Source organism: Kitasatospora hibisci (genome assembly GCF_043950205.1).
Classification (GTDB): Bacteria; Actinomycetota; Actinomycetes; order Streptomycetales; family Streptomycetaceae; genus Kitasatospora; species Kitasatospora hibisci.
On sequence record NZ_CP171642.1, the window covers coordinates 5,538,914 to 5,555,735 of the forward strand.

Annotated in this window: 14 protein-coding genes; 9 read left to right on the forward strand and 5 right to left on the reverse strand. The window is 71.3% G+C overall.

Translation table 11 applies throughout. The annotated features are described in order from the left end of the window. Positions 1 to 144: 144 nt before the first annotated feature. From ACF9IK_RS24215 to clpX, 3 genes are all read left to right on the forward strand, one after another. Entirely contained in the window at positions 145 to 762 is a 618-nt protein-coding gene (locus tag ACF9IK_RS24215; protein WP_305067940.1) for an ATP-dependent Clp protease proteolytic subunit, read from the forward strand. Positions 763 to 821: 59 nt separating this feature from the next. Continuing rightward, entirely contained in the window at positions 822 to 1,484 is a 663-nt protein-coding gene (locus tag ACF9IK_RS24220; RefSeq protein WP_148645159.1) for an ATP-dependent Clp protease proteolytic subunit, read from the forward strand. 280 nt (positions 1,485 to 1,764) lie between these two features. After that, positions 1,765 to 3,054: an ATP-dependent Clp protease ATP-binding subunit ClpX gene (gene clpX / locus ACF9IK_RS24225; RefSeq protein ID WP_238741210.1), complete on the forward strand. Its 1,290-nt coding sequence runs from the start codon at positions 1,765 to 1,767 to the stop codon at positions 3,052 to 3,054. A gap of 111 nt (positions 3,055 to 3,165) precedes the next feature. On the opposite strand, the gene ACF9IK_RS24230 is transcribed toward clpX, so the two are convergent. Next, positions 3,166 to 3,927, reverse strand: coding sequence for a hypothetical protein (locus ACF9IK_RS24230; RefSeq protein WP_395296205.1), 762 nt, complete (start codon positions 3,925 to 3,927; stop codon positions 3,166 to 3,168). Between the two features lie 76 nt (positions 3,928 to 4,003). Continuing rightward, a complete protein-coding gene (locus ACF9IK_RS24235) occupies positions 4,004 to 4,864 on the reverse strand; it encodes a hypothetical protein (RefSeq protein WP_395296206.1) in 861 nt (286 codons plus the stop codon). Positions 4,865 to 5,055: 191 nt separating this feature from the next. On the opposite strand from ACF9IK_RS24235, the gene ACF9IK_RS24240 reads away from it, so the two are divergent. Continuing rightward, complete coding sequence (locus tag ACF9IK_RS24240; RefSeq protein ID WP_395296207.1) at positions 5,056 to 7,695, forward strand: valine--tRNA ligase; 2,640 nt, start codon at positions 5,056 to 5,058, stop codon at positions 7,693 to 7,695. 233 nt (positions 7,696 to 7,928) lie between these two features. Next, positions 7,929 to 8,501 carry a hypothetical protein gene (locus ACF9IK_RS24245; protein ID WP_395296208.1) on the forward strand — a complete coding sequence of 191 codons (573 nt, stop codon included), beginning with the start codon at positions 7,929 to 7,931 and terminating at the stop codon, positions 8,499 to 8,501. Between the two features lie 15 nt (positions 8,502 to 8,516). On the opposite strand, the gene ACF9IK_RS24250 is transcribed toward ACF9IK_RS24245, so the two are convergent. From ACF9IK_RS24250 to ACF9IK_RS24260, 3 genes are all read right to left on the reverse strand, one after another. After that, the gene (locus ACF9IK_RS24250; RefSeq protein ID WP_395296209.1) at positions 8,517 to 10,058 is read right to left on the reverse strand and encodes a chitinase; all 1,542 of its coding nucleotides are present in this window, start codon (positions 10,056 to 10,058) and stop codon (positions 8,517 to 8,519) included. A 200-nt stretch (positions 10,059 to 10,258) separates the two neighbouring features. Continuing rightward, positions 10,259 to 11,398, reverse strand: coding sequence for a non-hydrolyzing UDP-N-acetylglucosamine 2-epimerase (gene wecB, locus ACF9IK_RS24255; protein ID WP_395296210.1), 1,140 nt, complete (start codon positions 11,396 to 11,398; stop codon positions 10,259 to 10,261). Between the two features lie 84 nt (positions 11,399 to 11,482). Next, on the reverse strand, positions 11,483 to 12,940 hold the full coding sequence (locus ACF9IK_RS24260; protein WP_395296211.1) for a glycosyltransferase family 2 protein: 1,458 nt from the start codon (positions 12,938 to 12,940) through the stop codon (positions 11,483 to 11,485). Positions 12,941 to 13,091: 151 nt separating this feature from the next. On the opposite strand from ACF9IK_RS24260, the gene folC reads away from it, so the two are divergent. From folC to ACF9IK_RS24280, 4 genes are all read left to right on the forward strand, one after another. Then, positions 13,092 to 14,495, forward strand: a complete 1,404-nt coding sequence (gene folC / locus ACF9IK_RS24265) for a bifunctional tetrahydrofolate synthase/dihydrofolate synthase (RefSeq protein ID WP_395296212.1) — start codon at positions 13,092 to 13,094, stop codon at positions 14,493 to 14,495. Between the two features lie 2 nt (positions 14,496 to 14,497). Then, positions 14,498 to 14,848: a DUF4233 domain-containing protein gene (locus ACF9IK_RS24270; protein ID WP_395296213.1), complete on the forward strand. Its 351-nt coding sequence runs from the start codon at positions 14,498 to 14,500 to the stop codon at positions 14,846 to 14,848. Positions 14,849 to 14,973: 125 nt separating this feature from the next. Then, entirely contained in the window at positions 14,974 to 15,387 is a 414-nt protein-coding gene (gene ndk / locus ACF9IK_RS24275) for a nucleoside-diphosphate kinase (RefSeq protein ID WP_238741196.1), read from the forward strand. A gap of 325 nt (positions 15,388 to 15,712) precedes the next feature. After that, the gene (locus ACF9IK_RS24280) at positions 15,713 to 16,738 is read left to right on the forward strand and encodes a rod shape-determining protein (RefSeq protein WP_305067939.1); all 1,026 of its coding nucleotides are present in this window, start codon (positions 15,713 to 15,715) and stop codon (positions 16,736 to 16,738) included. Positions 16,739 to 16,822 lie beyond the last annotated feature (84 nt).

Consider the following 16,822-nt stretch of genomic DNA (forward strand, 5'->3'; position numbering starts at 1 on the left):
TCTGCGGCCCGGCCTGCGCGTTAGGGTCCTTGGACAGCAACAATCACGACGTGATACCCGGAAGCTGTGCGACACCGTGACGGCCGTGGAGCGACCGTCCAAATCGACTGAGCAGGTGGCTAAGTGACGTTCCCGCAGATGCAGATGCCTGGCCCGATGGCGCCGCACGCCGCCTCTGGTGACGTGCTCGGCGGCCTGGGCGACCAGGTCTACAACCGGCTGCTCAACGAGCGGATCATCTTCCTCGGCCAGCAGGTCGACGACGACATCGCCAACAAGATCACCGCCCAGCTGCTGCTGCTGGCCGCGGACCCGGACAAGGACATCTTCCTCTACATCAACTCCCCGGGCGGCTCGATCTCGGCCGGCATGGCGATCTACGACACCATGCAGTACATCAAGAACGACGTCGTCACGATCGCGATGGGCATGGCGGCCTCGATGGGCCAGTTCCTGCTGACCGCCGGCGCCAAGGGCAAGCGCTTCTCGCTGCCGAACGCCAACATCCTCATGCACCAGCCGTCCGCCGGCCTCGGCGGCTCGGCCACCGACATCCGCATCCAGGCCGAGCAGTTGCTCCGCACGAAGAAGCGGATGTCCGAGCTGATCGCCTTCCACAGCGGCCAGTCCTTCGAGCAGATCACCGCGGACTCCGACCGCGACCGCTGGTTCACGCCGGAGGAGGCCCTGGAGTACGGCCTCATCGACGCGATCATGCACAGCGCCGCGGACGTCCCCGGCGGCGGCGGCACCGGCGCCTGAGCCCGGCCCGGCCCGGCCACGAGACCACAGCCACAACGCTCCGGAGGACCAGAAACCCCATGAACATCCCCAGCCTGTCCAGCGCCAAGGCACGCGTCGAGGACATGCGCGCCGAGGGCCGCTACATCGTCCCGCGCTTCGTCGAGCGCACCTCGCAGGGCATCCGCGAGTACGACCCGTACGCCAAGCTGTTCGAGGAGCGCATCATCTTCCTCGGCTCGCAGGTGGACGACGTCTCCGCGAACGACATCATGGCCCAGCTGCTCTGCCTGGAGTCCATGGACCCGGACCGTGAGATCCAGATGTACATCAACTCGCCCGGCGGCTCGTTCACGGCCCTGACGGCCATCTACGACACCATGCAGTACGTGAAGCCGGACATCACCACGGTCTGCATGGGCCAGGCGGCCTCCGCGGCGGCCGTGCTGCTCGCGGCCGGCACCCCCGGCAAGCGGATGGCGCTGCCGAACGCCCGTATCCTGATCCACCAGCCGTACACCGAGACCGGCCGCGGTCAGGTGTCCGACCTGGAGATCCAGGCCAAGGAGATCTTCCGGATGCGCGAGCAGCTGGAGGAGATGCTCTCCAAGCACTCGAACAAGAGCGTCGAGCAGGTGCGCGACGACATCGAGCGCGACAAGATCCTCACGGCCGAGGAGGCCGTCGAGTACGGTCTCGTCGACCTGGTCATCTCCACCCGCAAGGCCTCGCTGACCTCCTGAGGTCGGCATCCCTCCGCCTCCCGGGCCCGGGCGGCGGAGGCCCCGTGGGCGGGGCGCGCACGCCGTTGCGCGCCCCGCCTCCGGCACCTCGGCGGCACCGGTGACGGCATCTGTTCGGTATCAATTCGCCCAGGGCGTAGGGCAGACCTGGCGAAGAGGACGGAATCAGAGGCCCGGCAGAGTACCGTCGGATAGCGAGACCGAGCGCCGTCGGCGTTGACGGTCCACAGCACCAGGCCCCGGAACCCCCGCGGGGCCCCTGGCGAAGGGGAAGCACCTCGTGGCACGCATCGGAGACGGTGGCGACCTGCTCAAGTGCTCGTTCTGCGGCAAGTCGCAGAAGCAGGTGAAGAAGCTGATCGCCGGCCCAGGCGTGTACATCTGCGACGAGTGCATCGACCTGTGCAACGAGATCATCGAGGAGGAGCTCGCCGAGACCTCCGAGGTGCGCTTCGAGGAGCTCCCGAAGCCGCGCGAGATCTACGAGTTCCTGGACCAGTACGTGGTCGGCCAGGACCTCGCCAAGAAGGCGCTGTCGGTGGCCGTCTACAACCACTACAAGCGCGTGCAGGCCGGCGAGGCGGGCCGCAGCGGCGGCAACGGCCGTGAGGACGCCATCGAGCTGGCGAAGTCCAACATCCTGCTGCTGGGCCCCACCGGCTCCGGCAAGACGCTGCTGGCGCAGACGCTGGCCCGGATGCTGAACGTGCCGTTCGCGATCGCCGACGCCACCGCGCTGACCGAGGCCGGCTACGTCGGCGAGGACGTCGAGAACATCCTGCTGAAGCTGATCCAGGCGGCCGACTACGACGTCAAGAAGGCCGAGACCGGGATCATCTACATCGACGAGATCGACAAGGTGGCCCGCAAGAGCGAGAACCCGTCGATCACCCGGGACGTCTCCGGTGAGGGCGTGCAGCAGGCGCTGCTGAAGATCCTGGAGGGCACCACCGCCTCGGTGCCGCCGCAGGGCGGGCGCAAGCACCCGCACCAGGAGTTCATCCAGATCGACACCACGAACGTGCTCTTCATCGTGGGCGGCGCCTTCGCCGGCCTGGAGCGGATCATCGAGGGCCGCGCGGGTGCCAAGGGCATCGGCTTCGGTGCCAACATCCGCTCCAAGCGCGAGCTGGACGCCAGCGACCACTTCCGCCAGGTGATGCCGGAGGACCTGGTCAAGTTCGGCATGATCCCCGAGTTCATCGGCCGTCTCCCGGTGATCACCAGCGTGCACAACCTCGACCGCGAGGCGCTGCTGCAGATCCTCACCGAGCCGAAGAACGCGCTGGTCAAGCAGTACCGGAAGCTCTTCGAACTGGACGGCGTGGAGCTGGAGTTCACCCGGGACGCGCTGGAGGCCATCGCCGACCAGGCGATCCTGCGCGGCACCGGCGCGCGCGGTCTGCGGGCCATCATGGAGGAGGTGCTGATGTCCGTGATGTACGAGGTGCCCTCGCGCCAGGACGTCGCCCGCGTGGTGGTCACCGGGGACGTCGTCTCCAAGCACGCCATCCCGACCCTCGTCCCGCGGGACATGATCAAGCGGGAGCGGCGCGAGAAGAGCGCCTGACCGCCCGGACGCGCAGAGGGCCCCTGGTGACCGGCCGGTCACCAGGGGCCCTTCGTCGTTCGAGCGGTGCCGCAGCCGACCCGGCACCTCGGACCGTTCCGGCCCGTCGGCCTACTTCGGCACCTCGGCGACCGCGCGCAGGTCGCGGGCCTCGGCGGCGAGCTTCTCCAGGTCCGGCGCCTTGTCGTCCGCCGGGGCCCGCATCAGCATGACCAGGCTGCTGTTGTCGGCCCAGGCGCAGATGCCCAGGTCGGTGCCGGACTGGGTGGCCTTGGCACACTCCATGGTGCCGCCCTTGGGACCGGCGTCCACCGCGTGCCGGTCGCTGACCGTCGGACCGCCCTGCTCGAAGCCCTTGAACATGGCGTCCATCTCCTGCTTGGGCAGCAGGACCTTGCCGTAGCCGCCGACCACGATGAGCTGCGGCGTGTCGTCGCTGTCCTGGTAGACCGCGCTCACGCCGGTCGGGTTCCAGGCACCGTCGCCCTTGCCGAACTCGGAGGTGATCTCCTTCTCCATCTCGCGGGAGATCTCGTTGTCGTCGTCCTTGCGGAGGTCCTTGAAGGTCGCCGGCAGGACGATCTTCTGGGTGCCGGCGTTGGACGTCACGTCGAGGACGAAGTAGGCGACGGCGCCGCCGATCAGCGCCAGCACGACGGCGAAGACGCCGATCAGCACCCAGAGCGTCTTGCGGGACCTGCGCTGCGGCACCGGGGCGTACGCGCCGTACCCGGGGTAGCCGGCCGGGGCGCCCGGCGGCGGTGCCTGCGGCGGCACCGCGCCGTAACCGGGCTGCTGGGGCGGGACCGGCGGGGCGCCGTAAGGCTGGCCGGCGGGCGGCGGCGGGGCGCCGTAGGGATTCTGCTCGGTCACGGTGGCCCTTTCTGGGACGGACGGGGCACGCACTGCCCGGGGCCCGGGCCGCGCGGTCGTGCACTGCACCGGGCTGCTACTTGGCGGTGATCATGGCGTCGCGGATCGCCCGGGTCTTCTCGGCGGCCTGGGCGGGGGTGAGGTTGCTGCCGCCCACCTTGATGAAGGACACCCGCGCGGTGGTGGAGCTGTCGGCCCAGACGCAGACGGTGGTCGAGCTCTTCGGGGCGCTGCCGCCGATCGAGACGCCGTAGGTGCCGCAGGAGAGCTTGGCCGAGGAGTCGTGGCTGTACTGCGCCGGGAAGTCCGTCATCGGGCTGGTCCAGGTGGCACCGCCGTTGGTGTCCTTCTTGGAGTCCTCGATGATCGCGTTCGGGTCCTTGATCCTGCCGTAGACGCCGAGCACGCTGATGGTGCCGTCGGTGACGTCCGAGCCCTTGGCGTAGCTGGCCAGCAGGACGTGCAGGTCGGTGCCGATCTTCTCCGACTCGCTGGACTTGGCCGGATCGGCCGCCTGCTCCTTGACCGACTTCTGGGTGTAGCCGTCCGGCAGCGTCTGCGGCGCGGTGATCTTGTAGTCGCCGCCGGACGATCCCCCGAGCAGCTTGAAGGCGGCGAAGCCGCCGCCGCCCAGCACCAGCGCGCCGATCACCAGACCGACCACCAGGCCGGCCTTGCCCTTCTTCGGCGGCGGCGCGACCGGGTAGCCCGGCTGTCCGTACGGGGCCTGCTGCGGCGCGCCGTAGGGCGGCTGCGGCGCGCCGTACTGCGGGGCCGGCGCGCCCGGCTGCTGCGGGTACCCGTACGGCTGCTGCGGCGCGCCGTAGGGCGGCTGGGCCCCGTACGGCGGCTGCGGCGGCTGCGGCGCGCCGTACTGCGGCGGCGCCCCGTAGGGCTGCGGCTGACCCTGCGGATACTGCTGACCCTGGCCGTACATCTGTGTCTGTGCTCCCCCGCCGCACCCGCGGCCTGTGTTCGTGTCCGTGGTCGTCCCGGTCGTGCCGTGAATCGGACGAGTGTCGGGGCACGGTACCGCACCGGGCCGACGCCCGTCCGGGCCGGGCGCGTCGAGTCCGTGGACCGAAAGCGGTTCGTAACCCACGTCCGCGGTTACGTAAACTGTGCGTCGTGACCGACACCACGAACCAGCGCCCCGCGAGCACGCACCCCGGGGACGACGCAGCCACCCTCCCGACGACCTACGCTCCGGCGGACGTAGAGGGCGAGCTGTACGAGCGCTGGGTAGAGCGCGGTTACTTCACGGCCGACGCCAAGAGCGACAAGCCGCCGTACACCATCGTCATCCCGCCGCCGAACGTCACCGGCGCGCTGCACCTGGGCCACGCCTTCCAGCACACGCTGATGGACGCGCTGACCCGTCGCAAGCGCATGCAGGGCTTCGAGGCGCTCTGGCTGCCCGGCATGGACCACGCCGGCATCGCCACCCAGAACAAGGTGGAGCAGCAGCTCGCCGAGTCCGGCCTCTCCCGCCACGACCTGGGCCGCGAGGCCTTCGTCGAGAAGGTCTGGGAGTGGAAGGAGAACTACGGCGGCCGGATCCTCGGCCAGATGCGCCGCCTCGGCGACGGCGTGGACTGGTCGCGCGAGCGCTTCACCATGGACGAGGGCCTCTCCCAGGCCGTCCAGACCATCTTCAAGCGCCTCTTCGACGACGGCCTGATCTACCGCGCCGAGCGCATCATCAACTGGTGCCCGCGCTGCCTGACCGCGCTCTCCGACATCGAGGTGGAGCACGAGGAGGTCCCGGGCGAGCTGGTCTCGATCCGCTACGGCGAGGGCGAGGACTCGATCGTCGTCGCCACCACCCGGGCCGAGACGATGCTGGGTGACACGGCCGTCGCCGTCCACCCGGAGGACGAGCGGTACAAGCACCTGGTCGGCCGGACCATCAAGCTGCCGCTGACCGACCGGGAGATCCCGGTCGTCGCCGACGAGCACGTCGACCCGGAGTTCGGCACCGGCGCCGTCAAGGTGACCCCGGCGCACGACCCGAACGACTTCGCCATCGGTCAGCGCCACGGCCTGCCGAACCTGAGCGTCATGGACGAGCGCGGTGTCATCACCGTGCACGGCCCGTTCCTCGGCCTGGACCGGATGGAGGCGCGCTCGGCAGTGGTCGGCGCGCTGCGCGAGCAGGGCCGGATCGTCGCCGAGAAGCGCCCGTACATGCACGCCGTCGGCCACTGCTCGCGCTGCCACACGGTGGTCGAGCCGCGGCTGTCGCTGCAGTGGTGGGTCAAGGTCGCCCCGCTGGCCCAGGCGGCCGGCGACGCGGTCCGTGACGGCCGGGTGGAGATCCACCCGAAGGAGCTGGAGCGCCGCTACTTCGACTGGGTCGACAACATGTACGACTGGTGCATCTCGCGCCAGCTCTGGTGGGGCCACCGGATCCCGGTCTGGTACGGCCCGGACGGCGAGGTCGTCTGCGTCGGACCGGACGAGCAGCCGCCGACCGGCGAGGGCTGGCACCAGGACCCTGACGTCCTGGACACCTGGTTCTCCTCCGGCCTGTGGCCCTTCTCGACCCTCGGCTGGCCGGAGCAGACCCCGGACCTGGAGAAGTTCTACCCCACCGACGTCCTGCTCACCGGCCACGACATCATCTTCTTCTGGGTCGCCCGGATGATGATGTTCGGCCTGTACGCGATGGACGGTCAGGCGCCGTTCAAGACCGTCGCCCTGACGGGCCTCGTCCGCGACGAGTTCGGCAAGAAGATGTCGAAGTCCTCCGGAACCGCCGTGGACCCGCTGGACTGGATGGACGCCTACGGCGCCGACGCCGTCCGCTTCACCCTGGCCCGCGGTGCCAACCCGGGCGCCGACGTGCCGATCGGCGAGGACTGGGTCAAGGGCTCGCGCAACTTCTGCAACAAGATCTGGAACGCGACCAGGTTCGCGCTGATGAACGGCGCCACCGTCGAGGGCCCGCTGCCCGCGCCGGAGAGCCTGACCGCCGCCGACCGCTGGATCCTGTCCCGGCTGAACAGCACCGTGGCCGAGGTCGACGCGCTGTACGAGGACTACGAGTTCGCCAAGGTCTCCGACACGCTGTTCCACTTCGCGTGGGACGAGGTCTTCGACTGGTACGTCGAGCTCTCCAAGACCACCCTGGCCAAGGGCGGCGAGCAGGCCGACGCGGCGCGCCGGGTCCTCGGCGAGGTGCTGGACGTCACGCTGCGCCTGCTGCACCCGGTGGTCCCGTTCGTCACCGACGCGCTGTGGACGGCGCTGACCGGCGGCGAGTCGCTGGTCGTCGCCGAGTGGCCGAAGGACGCCGGCTTCCGGGACGCCGACGCCGAGTCGGAGATCGCGCTGCTGCAGCAGGTGGTCACCGAGGTCCGCCGGTTCCGCAACGACCAGGGCCTGCGGGACACCCAGAAGGTTCCGGCCCGGCTGGAGCTGGACGGCACCCGGCTGGCGGCGCACGAGACGGCGATCCGTTCGCTGCTGCGGCTGACCGTCCCGGAGGACGGCTTCACCGCCACCGCCTCGCTCCCGGTCGCCGGCGCCACGGTGGCGCTGGACCTCTCCGGCACCATCGACGTCGCGGCCGAGCGCAAGCGCCTGGCGAAGGACCTCGCGGCGGCCGAGAAGGAGAAGACCCAGACCACCGCCAAGCTCGGCAACGAGGCCTTCCTGGCCAAGGCGCCGGACGACGTGGTCGCCAAGATCCGCGCACGTCAGGAGGCCGCAGAGGCCGACATCGCCCGGATCACCGCCCAGCTCGCGGCGCTGCCGCAGGCCTGACGCACCGGCTCCCCGAGGGGCCGCATCCCGCCGACGCGGGGTGCGGCCCCTCGGGCTTTTCCGCGGTACCCCTCATTCCCGCTTCCAAGCCCTTTCTGCTCCCAATAGCGCAATGGCGTTGCTCCCTTCTGGCGAATATTCATCCTGGACCGGGTGAAGTCCTATTCCGCCCGAATTCATTCCGGTCTTGCCCGCGCGGGTTCGCCGAAGTTCGCAGGTCCGATGTGTACGGTGTGCAGGACGTTCTGCTGAGCCGACGGGTGACGGGAGGGTTAGGCGTGGTGGTGACGGTGGAGTTGGCCGACGAACTTCCCGCTGAAGCGGTCGATGAGGCCAAAGCCAGGGCGGCGACGCTGCTGCTCGCGTTCCGGCACGGAAACCAGCTGGCGTTCGACGACGCGCTGGACCGGATCCATGAGGAGCACGCGCACCGGGAGGTGACCACCCTGCTCGCCTGGATCGCCGCCGAGGCCGTCCGCAAGGCGTACGCGCCGGCGGTGGGCGACCGGGTGCTGCGGGCGATGGCCCGGCGGGCCCCGGCCGACACCGCGGCGGTCGACGTGGACGAGGAGACGGCGGACGCGGCCCGGCTGATCGAGGCGGTCGCGGCCGGCCGGGTCGCCGAGGTCCGTGGCCTGGTCGCGGCCACCGCCGACACCACCTTCCTGCTCGGTGGCCTGCTCCAGGGCGTCGCCATGATGGTGCCGTTCCTGCCCGACGGCGAGGTGGCCGAGATCACCGCCGAACTGCGCCGCCGGCACTCCGGCGCGGGCCCCGAGATCCCCGAGGCCCGCGCCGGAGGCTGAACACGCCGCCGGCCTCTACGGCATGGCGTGCAGGTGTGCGCCGACGGTCCCGGCGATCCCACCGCCCGCCTTGGCGTCCCAGTTGGTCGACCAGGTCATCGCCCCGCCGATCCCGGGCCACTTGGTGTCGGGTTTGAAGCTCCCGCAGCTGGTCCCGGAGGCCAGGCAGTCCAGCGCGTTGTTCACCACGCCCGGGCTGACGTACCCGCCGCCCGCCGCGCTGGTGGAGGCCGGCACGCCGAGGCCCACCTGATCGGGCCGCAGCCCGCCCTTGAGCTGGATGCAGGCCAGCGCGGTGAGGAAGTTGACGGTGCCCTGGGCATAGACCTGGCCGTCGCAGCCCAGCATGGTGCCGGAGTTGTAGTACTGCATGTTGACGATGGTGAGGATGTCCTTCACGTTCAGCGCCAGCTTGAAGTACTCCATGCCGGTCGACTGCATGTCGATCGTCTGCGGCGCCATGGTGAGCACGAAGCCCCGGCCCGCCTTCGCCGCGAGGTCGTGCAGCGCCCGTCCCAGGTAGGTGGCGTTGACGCCGTTCTCCAGGTCGATGTCGATCCCGTCGAAGCCGTAGGCCTGCATCAGCGCCCAGGCGGTGTCGGTGAAGTTGGCGGCCGAGGCGGAGCTGTTCACCGCGACCGTGCCGTTCTGGCCGCCGACCGAGAGGACCACCTTCTTCCCGGCGGCCTTCTTGGCCGCGATCTCGGCCTTGAACCGGGCCTCGGTGTAGCCGCCGAGCCGGGAGGAGAGCGTCGGGTCCAGGGTGAAGCCCAGGCCGCCGGGCGTGGCGGTGGCGTCCGCGAAGGAGACCGCGACGATGTCGTAGGCGGCCGGGACGTCGCTGATCCGCTGCACCGTCGCGCCGTTGTCGAAGTTCTGCCAGTAGCCGGTGAGCAGGTGCTTGGGCAGCCCGGGGCGGTCGGTCGGGGTGGCGGTGGTCGTGGGCGTGCCGGTGGTCGTGGGCGTGCCGGTGTCCGTCGGGGAGGCCGTGGCGGTCGGAGTCGGGGTGGTGCCGGTCGGCGAGGGCTTCGGGTCGCCCGGCCCGACCAGCGAGACGTCGTCGGCCAGGTAGGCCGGCTGTCCGTACCAGCCGTGCAGGTAGACGGAGACGCTGGTGGTGGCGGGCCCGGTGGTGAAGGTGGTGCTCAGCTTCGACCAGCCGGCCGAGGTGGTCCAGGTGCTGGGGTCGGTCCCGCCGGTGCCGCGGGCGCCCAGGTAGACGTACGAGCCCTGGACCCAGCCGCTGAGCGTGTAGGTCGAGGACGGCTTCACGGTCACGGTCTGGACGCACTCACCGGTGTCGCCGGCGCCCGGGGTGGACCGCAGCGCGAACGCGCCGGAGTGCACGGTGGCGGTCTCCGGCGCGCCCGCGGTGCAGGTCCAGCCGGTGAGGTGGTTGCCGGACTCGAAGCCGCCGTTGGTGATCAGGTCGATGTCGGCGGCCTGGGCGCCGGTGCCGGTCGCCAGGGCGAGTCCGCTCAGGCCGAGGGCGATCGCCGTGGCCCCGGCGAGCAGGCTGTGGACGGCGCGTGGGCGCCGGTGTCGGGCAGGTGGCATGACTCCATCTTCTGTGGGGGAGGCCGGCGGCCCAGGTGGGGGTGGGTCGTCCGGGTGTCGATGGGTGCACGTGGGGGAGCTACCGACAACTCAAGTCCCTGTCGGGGTAGGAGACTTGCCTCACAAGGTGGAGTAGACCAATCCGGCTGTCAAGAGGGCCGGCGGCCGGGACCCTGGCTCCTGGCCGCAGCCCCGGGCCGCTACGCCGCGGCCAGGGCGGCGGCGGGCCGAACGGCAAGCTGCGCGGTCAGCCGGGCGATCCGGGCCGAGGCCAGCCCGTCCCCGTACGGGCTCGGGGTGGCGGCCAGCCGGGCGAGCCGCTCGGTGCGGTCGGCGAGCCAGCTGCGGGCGAGTCCGCCCAGCTCGGCGCCGGGCCGCACCAGCGCGGCGAAGCCGGCGTCCACGGCCTCGGGGCGCTCGGTGGAGCGGCGCACCACCAGCAGCGGGCGGCCGAGCACGGTGCACTCCTCCTGTACCCCGCCGGAGTCGGAGACCAGCAGTGCGGCGTGCCGGGCGAGGCCCAGGAACTCCGCGTACCCGACCGGCGCGGTGACGGCGAGGCGGTCCAGCAGGCCGTCCAGCGCGAACCGCTCGACCGCGGCCCGGGTGCGCGGGTGCATCGGGAACAGCACCGGGGTGCCGTCCCGGGCGATCCGGTCCAGTTCGGCGAGGACGGCGCCGAGCGCCTCGGCGGTGTCGGTGTTCTCCGGTCGGTGCACGGTGGCCAGCACGTAGCCGTCCGGCGCGACCCCGTGCCGGGCGAGCAGCGCGGCCCGGGCGGGCGGGTCCGGCAGCCGGCGCCGGACCACCTCGACCACGGTGTTGCCGGTCACGGCGATCCGCCGCTCGTCCAGCGACTCGGCGCGCAGGTTGGCGGCGTTCTCGGCGGTGGCGGCGCAGAGCAGGTCGGAGACGTGGTCGACCATCACCCGGTTGTGCTCCTCGGGCATCGCCCGGTCGAAGCTGCGCAGCCCGGCCTCGACGTGCACCAGCGGGATCCCACGGGCGTTGGCGGCGAGCGCGCCGGCCAGGGTGGCGTTGGTGTCGCCCTGGACGACGACGGCGGCGGGCCGGTCGTCCGCGAAGGCGGCGTCGAGCTGGCCGAGGGACTGGGCGATCTGACCGGCCCGAGGGCGGCCGCCGACGCCGGTCAGCACTTCGGGGCGGGGAAGGCCGAGGTCGCGCAGGAAGCGGCCGGACATCGCCTCGTCCCAGTGCTGACCGGTGTGCACCAGTCGGGTGGCCTCACCGAGTTCGTGGATCAGCGGGGCCAGCTTGACCAGCTCGGGGCGGGTGCCGAGGACGACGGCGACGCTGGACGGGGGAAGACAGGGGCTCATGGGTGCGTCTCTCCGGAAACGGGGGCGGCTGGGCGCTCGACGGCGGTTCGAGCGGCCGGGGTCCGACGGTGGGCTGGGGGCGGCTCAGGATTCGAGGGCAGTGGGGGCGCCGGCGGCGACCGCCTCGGCGTTGCGCCGGGTCTTGGCCCAGCCGTTGCGGCCGAGCAGCAGCCGGACGGCGGCCCGCACGGCGACCACGAACAGGTGGTAGGCGTAGAGCCAGACCAGGACGCCCCAGAGCAGGCCGGTGAGCCGGCCGCGGTCGGGGTGGACGAGGCGGCGGTAGGCGAGGCCCCAGAACACCATCGGCAGGGTGGCCAGCCCGAGGGCGAGCAGCATGTAGGGCCCGAACCTGAGCTGGAACTCGGCGGTCTCCGCGGGGAAGAGCACCAGGCCGGCCGCCGTGATCGCGAGCGAGAGCGGGGTCAGCAGGACGAGCAGCACGCAGACCACCGGCTGCAGGAAGGTGTACATCACCTCGGCCTTGCCGGCCGCGGTGTAGTGCGGGGAGCGCAGTACGCGGCCGGTGTAGCGCAGGCACTGCATGTTGCCCTGGGCCCAGCGGGTGCGCTGGGTGAGGAAGCGGCGCAGCGAGACCAGGCCCTCCTGGGAGACCTGGCGCTCGGTGACGTGGGTGAGCCGCCAGCCGGCGAGGCGGAGGTCCAGGCCGGACTCGTAGTCCTCCAGCAGGGCGCGCTCGGGCCAGGGGCGGCCGGCCCGGCCCTCGTCGGCGGTGAGCGAGTCGAGGGCGGTGAGGCGGACGAACTGGCCGTTGCCGCCGAGTCCGACGCTGCCGGTGCGGCGGCGCAGCAGTTGCATGCCGGCGTTGTTGGCCTGGAACTCGACGTCCTGCATCCGGACCAGGGCCCGGGCGAGTGCGTTGGCGGTGCGGCCGCGGCCGGGCAGCGGGAGTTCGTCGTCGGCGTTGCGCATCCGGACGCCGATCTGGACGGCGCCGGTGTCGGGGCGGCCGAGGGCGCGGTCGCTGCAGACCTGGGCGAGGGTGCCGGGGTCGAGCCGCCCGTCGGCGTCGACGACGCCGATCACCACCCGGGAGCGGTCGGTGTCCTCGGGCAGCTGCGCGGAGATCTCGCGGTAGGCGGCGTTCAGCGCGGCGCCCTTGCCGATCCGGGCGTGCGGGCGGCGGCGCTGGACGAGGTGGATCCGCGGGTCCTGCCCGGCGGCGGCCAGGACCAGCTCGCGGGTGGCGTCCTCGCTGTCGTCGTCGATCACCCACAGGTGCGCCCGGGGCGCAGTGGACCGGAGTCCGGCGAGGGTCTGGGCGACCACCGCCTCCTCGTCGCGGCAGGGGATCACCAGGTGCCACTGGAACGCGGCCGGGTCACCGGGATCTGCGGGCCGGTCGTGGAGGAACGCGTGCCGGGAGCCGGCCCAGTACACGAGGAAGCGCCCGAAGACGAGGGCCATGTAGCCGACGAGCGCCAGCGAGACGAGCCCGGCTAACCAGACGAGGGTCTCCTGGCGGGTCGTGATCCAGTCGTGCAGGCCGTCGGGCATGGCGCGGTGCTCCTCGTGATCCAAGGTCGGGCGGCTCCTGTGGAGTGCGAATCGATGCTTCGTTGCGGTTCAAACTCGCAAAATCAATAGTAAACCGGGCAAACTGGGAACGCCGGGCGAAGTGGTGGTTCTCACCCCGTGGGGAGCGCCCGGCGCCGCTCCGTAGACTGTGGTCGTGAGCGACAAGGCCGACCCGAACCCGTACACCCTCCGCCCCGCCGACGGCACCGCCGGCGCCGGCACCGGCGACGCCCTGCGCGACGTCGAGCTGGAGCTCTCCAAGCGCTGGCCGGAGAACAAGCTGGAGCCCTCGCTCGACCGGATCGAGGCGCTGATGGACATCCTGGGCCAGCCCCAGCGGTCCTTCCCCTCCATCCACATCACCGGCACCAACGGCAAGACCTCCACCGCCCGGATGATCGAGCAGCTGCTCAACACCTTCGAGCTGCGCACCGGCCGCTACACCAGCCCGCACGTGGAGACCGTCACCGAGCGGATCACCCTGGACGGAGCCCCGATCACCCCCGAGCGGTTCGTCGAGGTCTACCGCGACATCGAGCCGTACGTGCAGATGGTCGACGCCCAGCAGCCCGTCCCGATGTCCTTCTTCGAGGTGCTGACCGGCATGGCCTACGCCGCCTTCGCCGACGCCCCGGTGGACGTCGCGGTGGTCGAGGTCGGCATGGGCGGCTCCTGGGACGCCACCAACGTGATCGACGCGGCCGTCGCCGTGCTCACGCCGATCGGCCTGGACCACACCGACAAGCTGGGGGAGACCACCGGCGAGATCGCGGTCGAGAAGTCCGGGATCATCAAGTCCGGTGCCGTCGCGGTCGTCGCCCAGCAGCAGCTGGACGCGGCCGAGGTCGTCCTGCGGCGCGCCGTCGAGGTGGACGCCACGGTGGCCCGCGAAGGCATGGAGTTCGGCGTGATCCGCCGTGAGCTGGCCGTCGGCGGACAGCTGGTGACGCTGCGCGGGCTCGGCGGCGAGGAGTACGAGGACGTCTTCATCCCGCTGCACGGCGAGCACCAGGCGCACAACGCAGCCCTGGCGCTGGCCGCGGTCGAGGCCTTCTTCGGCGTCGGCGGCGCCCGTGGCGGCCAGCTCGACCAGGACAAGATCCGCCAGGCCTTCTCCGGCGTCTCCTCCCCGGGTCGCCTGGAGGTCGTCCGGCGCAGCCCCACGATCATCCTGGACGCCGCCCACAACCCGCACGGCGCCCGCGCCACCGTCGCCGCGATCACCGAGTCCTTCGGCTTCACCCGGCTGGTCGGCGTGATCGGCACCAGCGGCGACAAGGACGTGGCCGGTCTGCTGGAGGCCTTCGAGCCGGTCCTGGCCGAGGTCGTGATCAGCCAGAACTCCACCCACCGCGCGATGGACGTGGACGCCCTGGCCGCGCTCGCGGTCGAGATCTTCGGCGAGGACCGCGTCCAGGTCGAGCCCCGGCTCGACGACGCCATCGCCGCGGCCGTCACCCTCGCCGAGGAGGAGGGCGACCTCGGCGGCGCCGGCGTGCTGGTCACCGGTTCGGTCATCACGGTGGGCGAGGCCCGCCTGCTCCTCGGGAGGAAGTGACGATGAGGACGCTCTGCTCCTCCACCCTGATCGGCGAGGCGCTGCTGATCCTGTTCGCGGCGCTGGTCGCGACGCAGCTCTCCGACGTCTCCCCGGCCACGGTCTGGACCGTCAGCGGCATCGCGATGGTCCTCTGCATCGCGCTCTGTGGCATGATCACCCGCCCCGGTGCGGTGCCGATCGGCTGGGCGCTGCAGATCGGCCTGGTCGCCAGCGGCTTCATCCTGCCCACCATGTTCGCCCTCGGAGCGGTCTTCGCCGGCCTGTGGTGGTGCTCGGTGCACTACGGCCGCAAGGTGGACGAGTTCAAGGCCGCCCGCGCCGCCGCGGAGGCCGCCGCCCCGGCGGCCTAGAGCCCGTCCCACGAGGGCCGGGACCGGGGGCCCGGGGTGTTGCTCACGCAAGGTAACCTCTGCGGGTAGCCGCACTCCGCACGCCCGAGCGCGTGCGCGCCGAACCGATCCCCAGGAGACGCACCGTGTCCCAGCGCACTCTCGTCCTGCTCAAGCCCGACGCCGTCAAGCGAGGCCTGGCCGGCGAGATCATCAGCCGCATCGAGCGCAAGGCCGGCTGGAAGCTCACCGCTCTGGAGCTGCGCACCTTCGACCGGGCGACGCTGGAGCACCACTACGCGGAGCACGTCGGCCGCCCGTTCTACGAGCCGCTGCTGGAGTTCATGACCTCCGGCCCGTCCATCGCCATGATCGTCGAGGGCGAGGAGGTCGTCCCCGGCATCCGCATGCTGGCCGGCGCCACCAACCCGCTGGAGGCCGGCGCCGGCACCATCCGCGGCGACTACGCGACCATCACCCGCGAGAACCTGATCCACGCCTCCGACTCGCCCGAGTCGGCCGAGCGCGAGATCAAGATCTTCTTCCCCGCCCACGCCTGATCCCGACCCTCGCGACACGCCCGAGAGACGCCCGGGTGCCCCGGTCGGGACCGTTGGCCCGGCCGGGGCATTCTTATCGTGAAATAGGGAACTGAGGGCGCCGACACGGCGTCCCAATGCCCGGAGAAGCGATCACGCCCCGGACAATGGACGGCATGCCCCACGTCGACGTCCGTACCGGCCGGCGTGACTACGATGGACGCGACCCGAGGGCCCGTCACGGCCGGTCAGCTGGTTTCCGCCCAAGCCGTGGGCGCACGTTCGTCGTCCACCCCCCGCAATGACTCCGAGCCCGGGAAGGCACCCACACCCCATGGCAACCAACCTGTCGTTCATCGGCCGCGACCTGGCGATCGACCTCGGAACCGCCAACACGCTGGTGTACGTCAGGGGCAAGGGGATCGTCCTCAACGAGCCGTCCGTGGTCGCGGTGAACACCAACACCGGCGGCATCCTGGCGGTCGGCGCCGAGGCCAAGAAGATGATCGGCCGCACCCCCGGCAACATCGTCGCCATCCGCCCGCTCAAGGACGGCGTGATCGCCGACTTCGAGATCACCGAGCGGATGCTCCGCTACTTCATCCTCAAGATCCACCGCCGCCGCTACCTGGCCCGCCCGCGGGTCGTGGTCTGCGTGCCCTCCGGCATCACCGGGGTCGAGCGCCGCGCCGTGATCGAGGCCTCCTCGCAGGCCGGCGCGCGCCAGGTGCACATCATCGAGGAGCCGATGGCCGCCGCGATCGGCGCCGGCCTGCCGGTCCACGAGGCCACCGGCAACATGGTCGTCGACATCGGCGGCGGCACTACTGAGGTCGCCGTGATCTCCCTCGGCGGCATCGTCACCGCGCAGTCCATCCGGGTCGCCGGCGACGAGCTGGACAACGCGATCGTCCAGCACATCAAGAAGGAGTACTCGCTGCTCCTCGGCGAGCGCAGCGCCGAGCAGATCAAGATGAGCATCGGGTCCGCCTTCGCCCTGGAGGGCGAGAAGGACGAGCACGCCGAGATCCGCGGCCGCGACCTGGTCAGCGGCCTGCCCAAGACCGTCGTGATCTCCGCCGCCGAGGTCCGCGAGGCCATCGACGAGCCGGTCAACTCGATCATCGACGCCGTCAAGACCACCCTCGACCAGTGCCCGCCCGAGCTCGCCGGCGACGTCATGGACCGCGGCATCGTCCTCACCGGCGGCGGCGCCCTGCTCCGGGGCCTGGACGAGCGGCTGCGCCGCGAGACCGGCATGCCGATCCACATCGCCGAGAACCCGCTCGACTCGGTGGCCCTCGGCTCCGGCAAGTGCGTCGAGGAGTTCGAGGCACTGCAGCAGGTACTCGACGCCCAGCCGCGCCGTTAGCACAACCGACACACCGGACAGTCAAGCTGAAACGGCCCCGCCCGGGCCCCGCGGCCCGGGCGGTCGGCCAGGTACGAAGGGGCA

Coding starts and splice junctions, on each gene's coding strand:
- ACF9IK_RS24215 (WP_305067940.1), top strand. CDS start 145: ATGCCTGGCCCGATGGCGCCGCACGCCGCCTCTGGTGACGTGCTCGGC.
- ACF9IK_RS24220 (WP_148645159.1), top strand. CDS start 822: ATGAACATCCCCAGCCTGTCCAGCGCCAAGGCACGCGTCGAGGACATG.
- ACF9IK_RS24235 (WP_395296206.1), bottom strand. CDS start 4,864: ATGTACGGCCAGGGTCAGCAGTATCCGCAGGGTCAGCCGCAGCCCTAC.
- ACF9IK_RS24250 (WP_395296209.1), bottom strand. CDS start 10,058: ATGCCACCTGCCCGACACCGGCGCCCACGCGCCGTCCACAGCCTGCTC.
- wecB (WP_395296210.1), bottom strand. CDS start 11,398: ATGAGCCCCTGTCTTCCCCCGTCCAGCGTCGCCGTCGTCCTCGGCACC.
- ACF9IK_RS24270 (WP_395296213.1), top strand. CDS start 14,498: ATGAGGACGCTCTGCTCCTCCACCCTGATCGGCGAGGCGCTGCTGATC.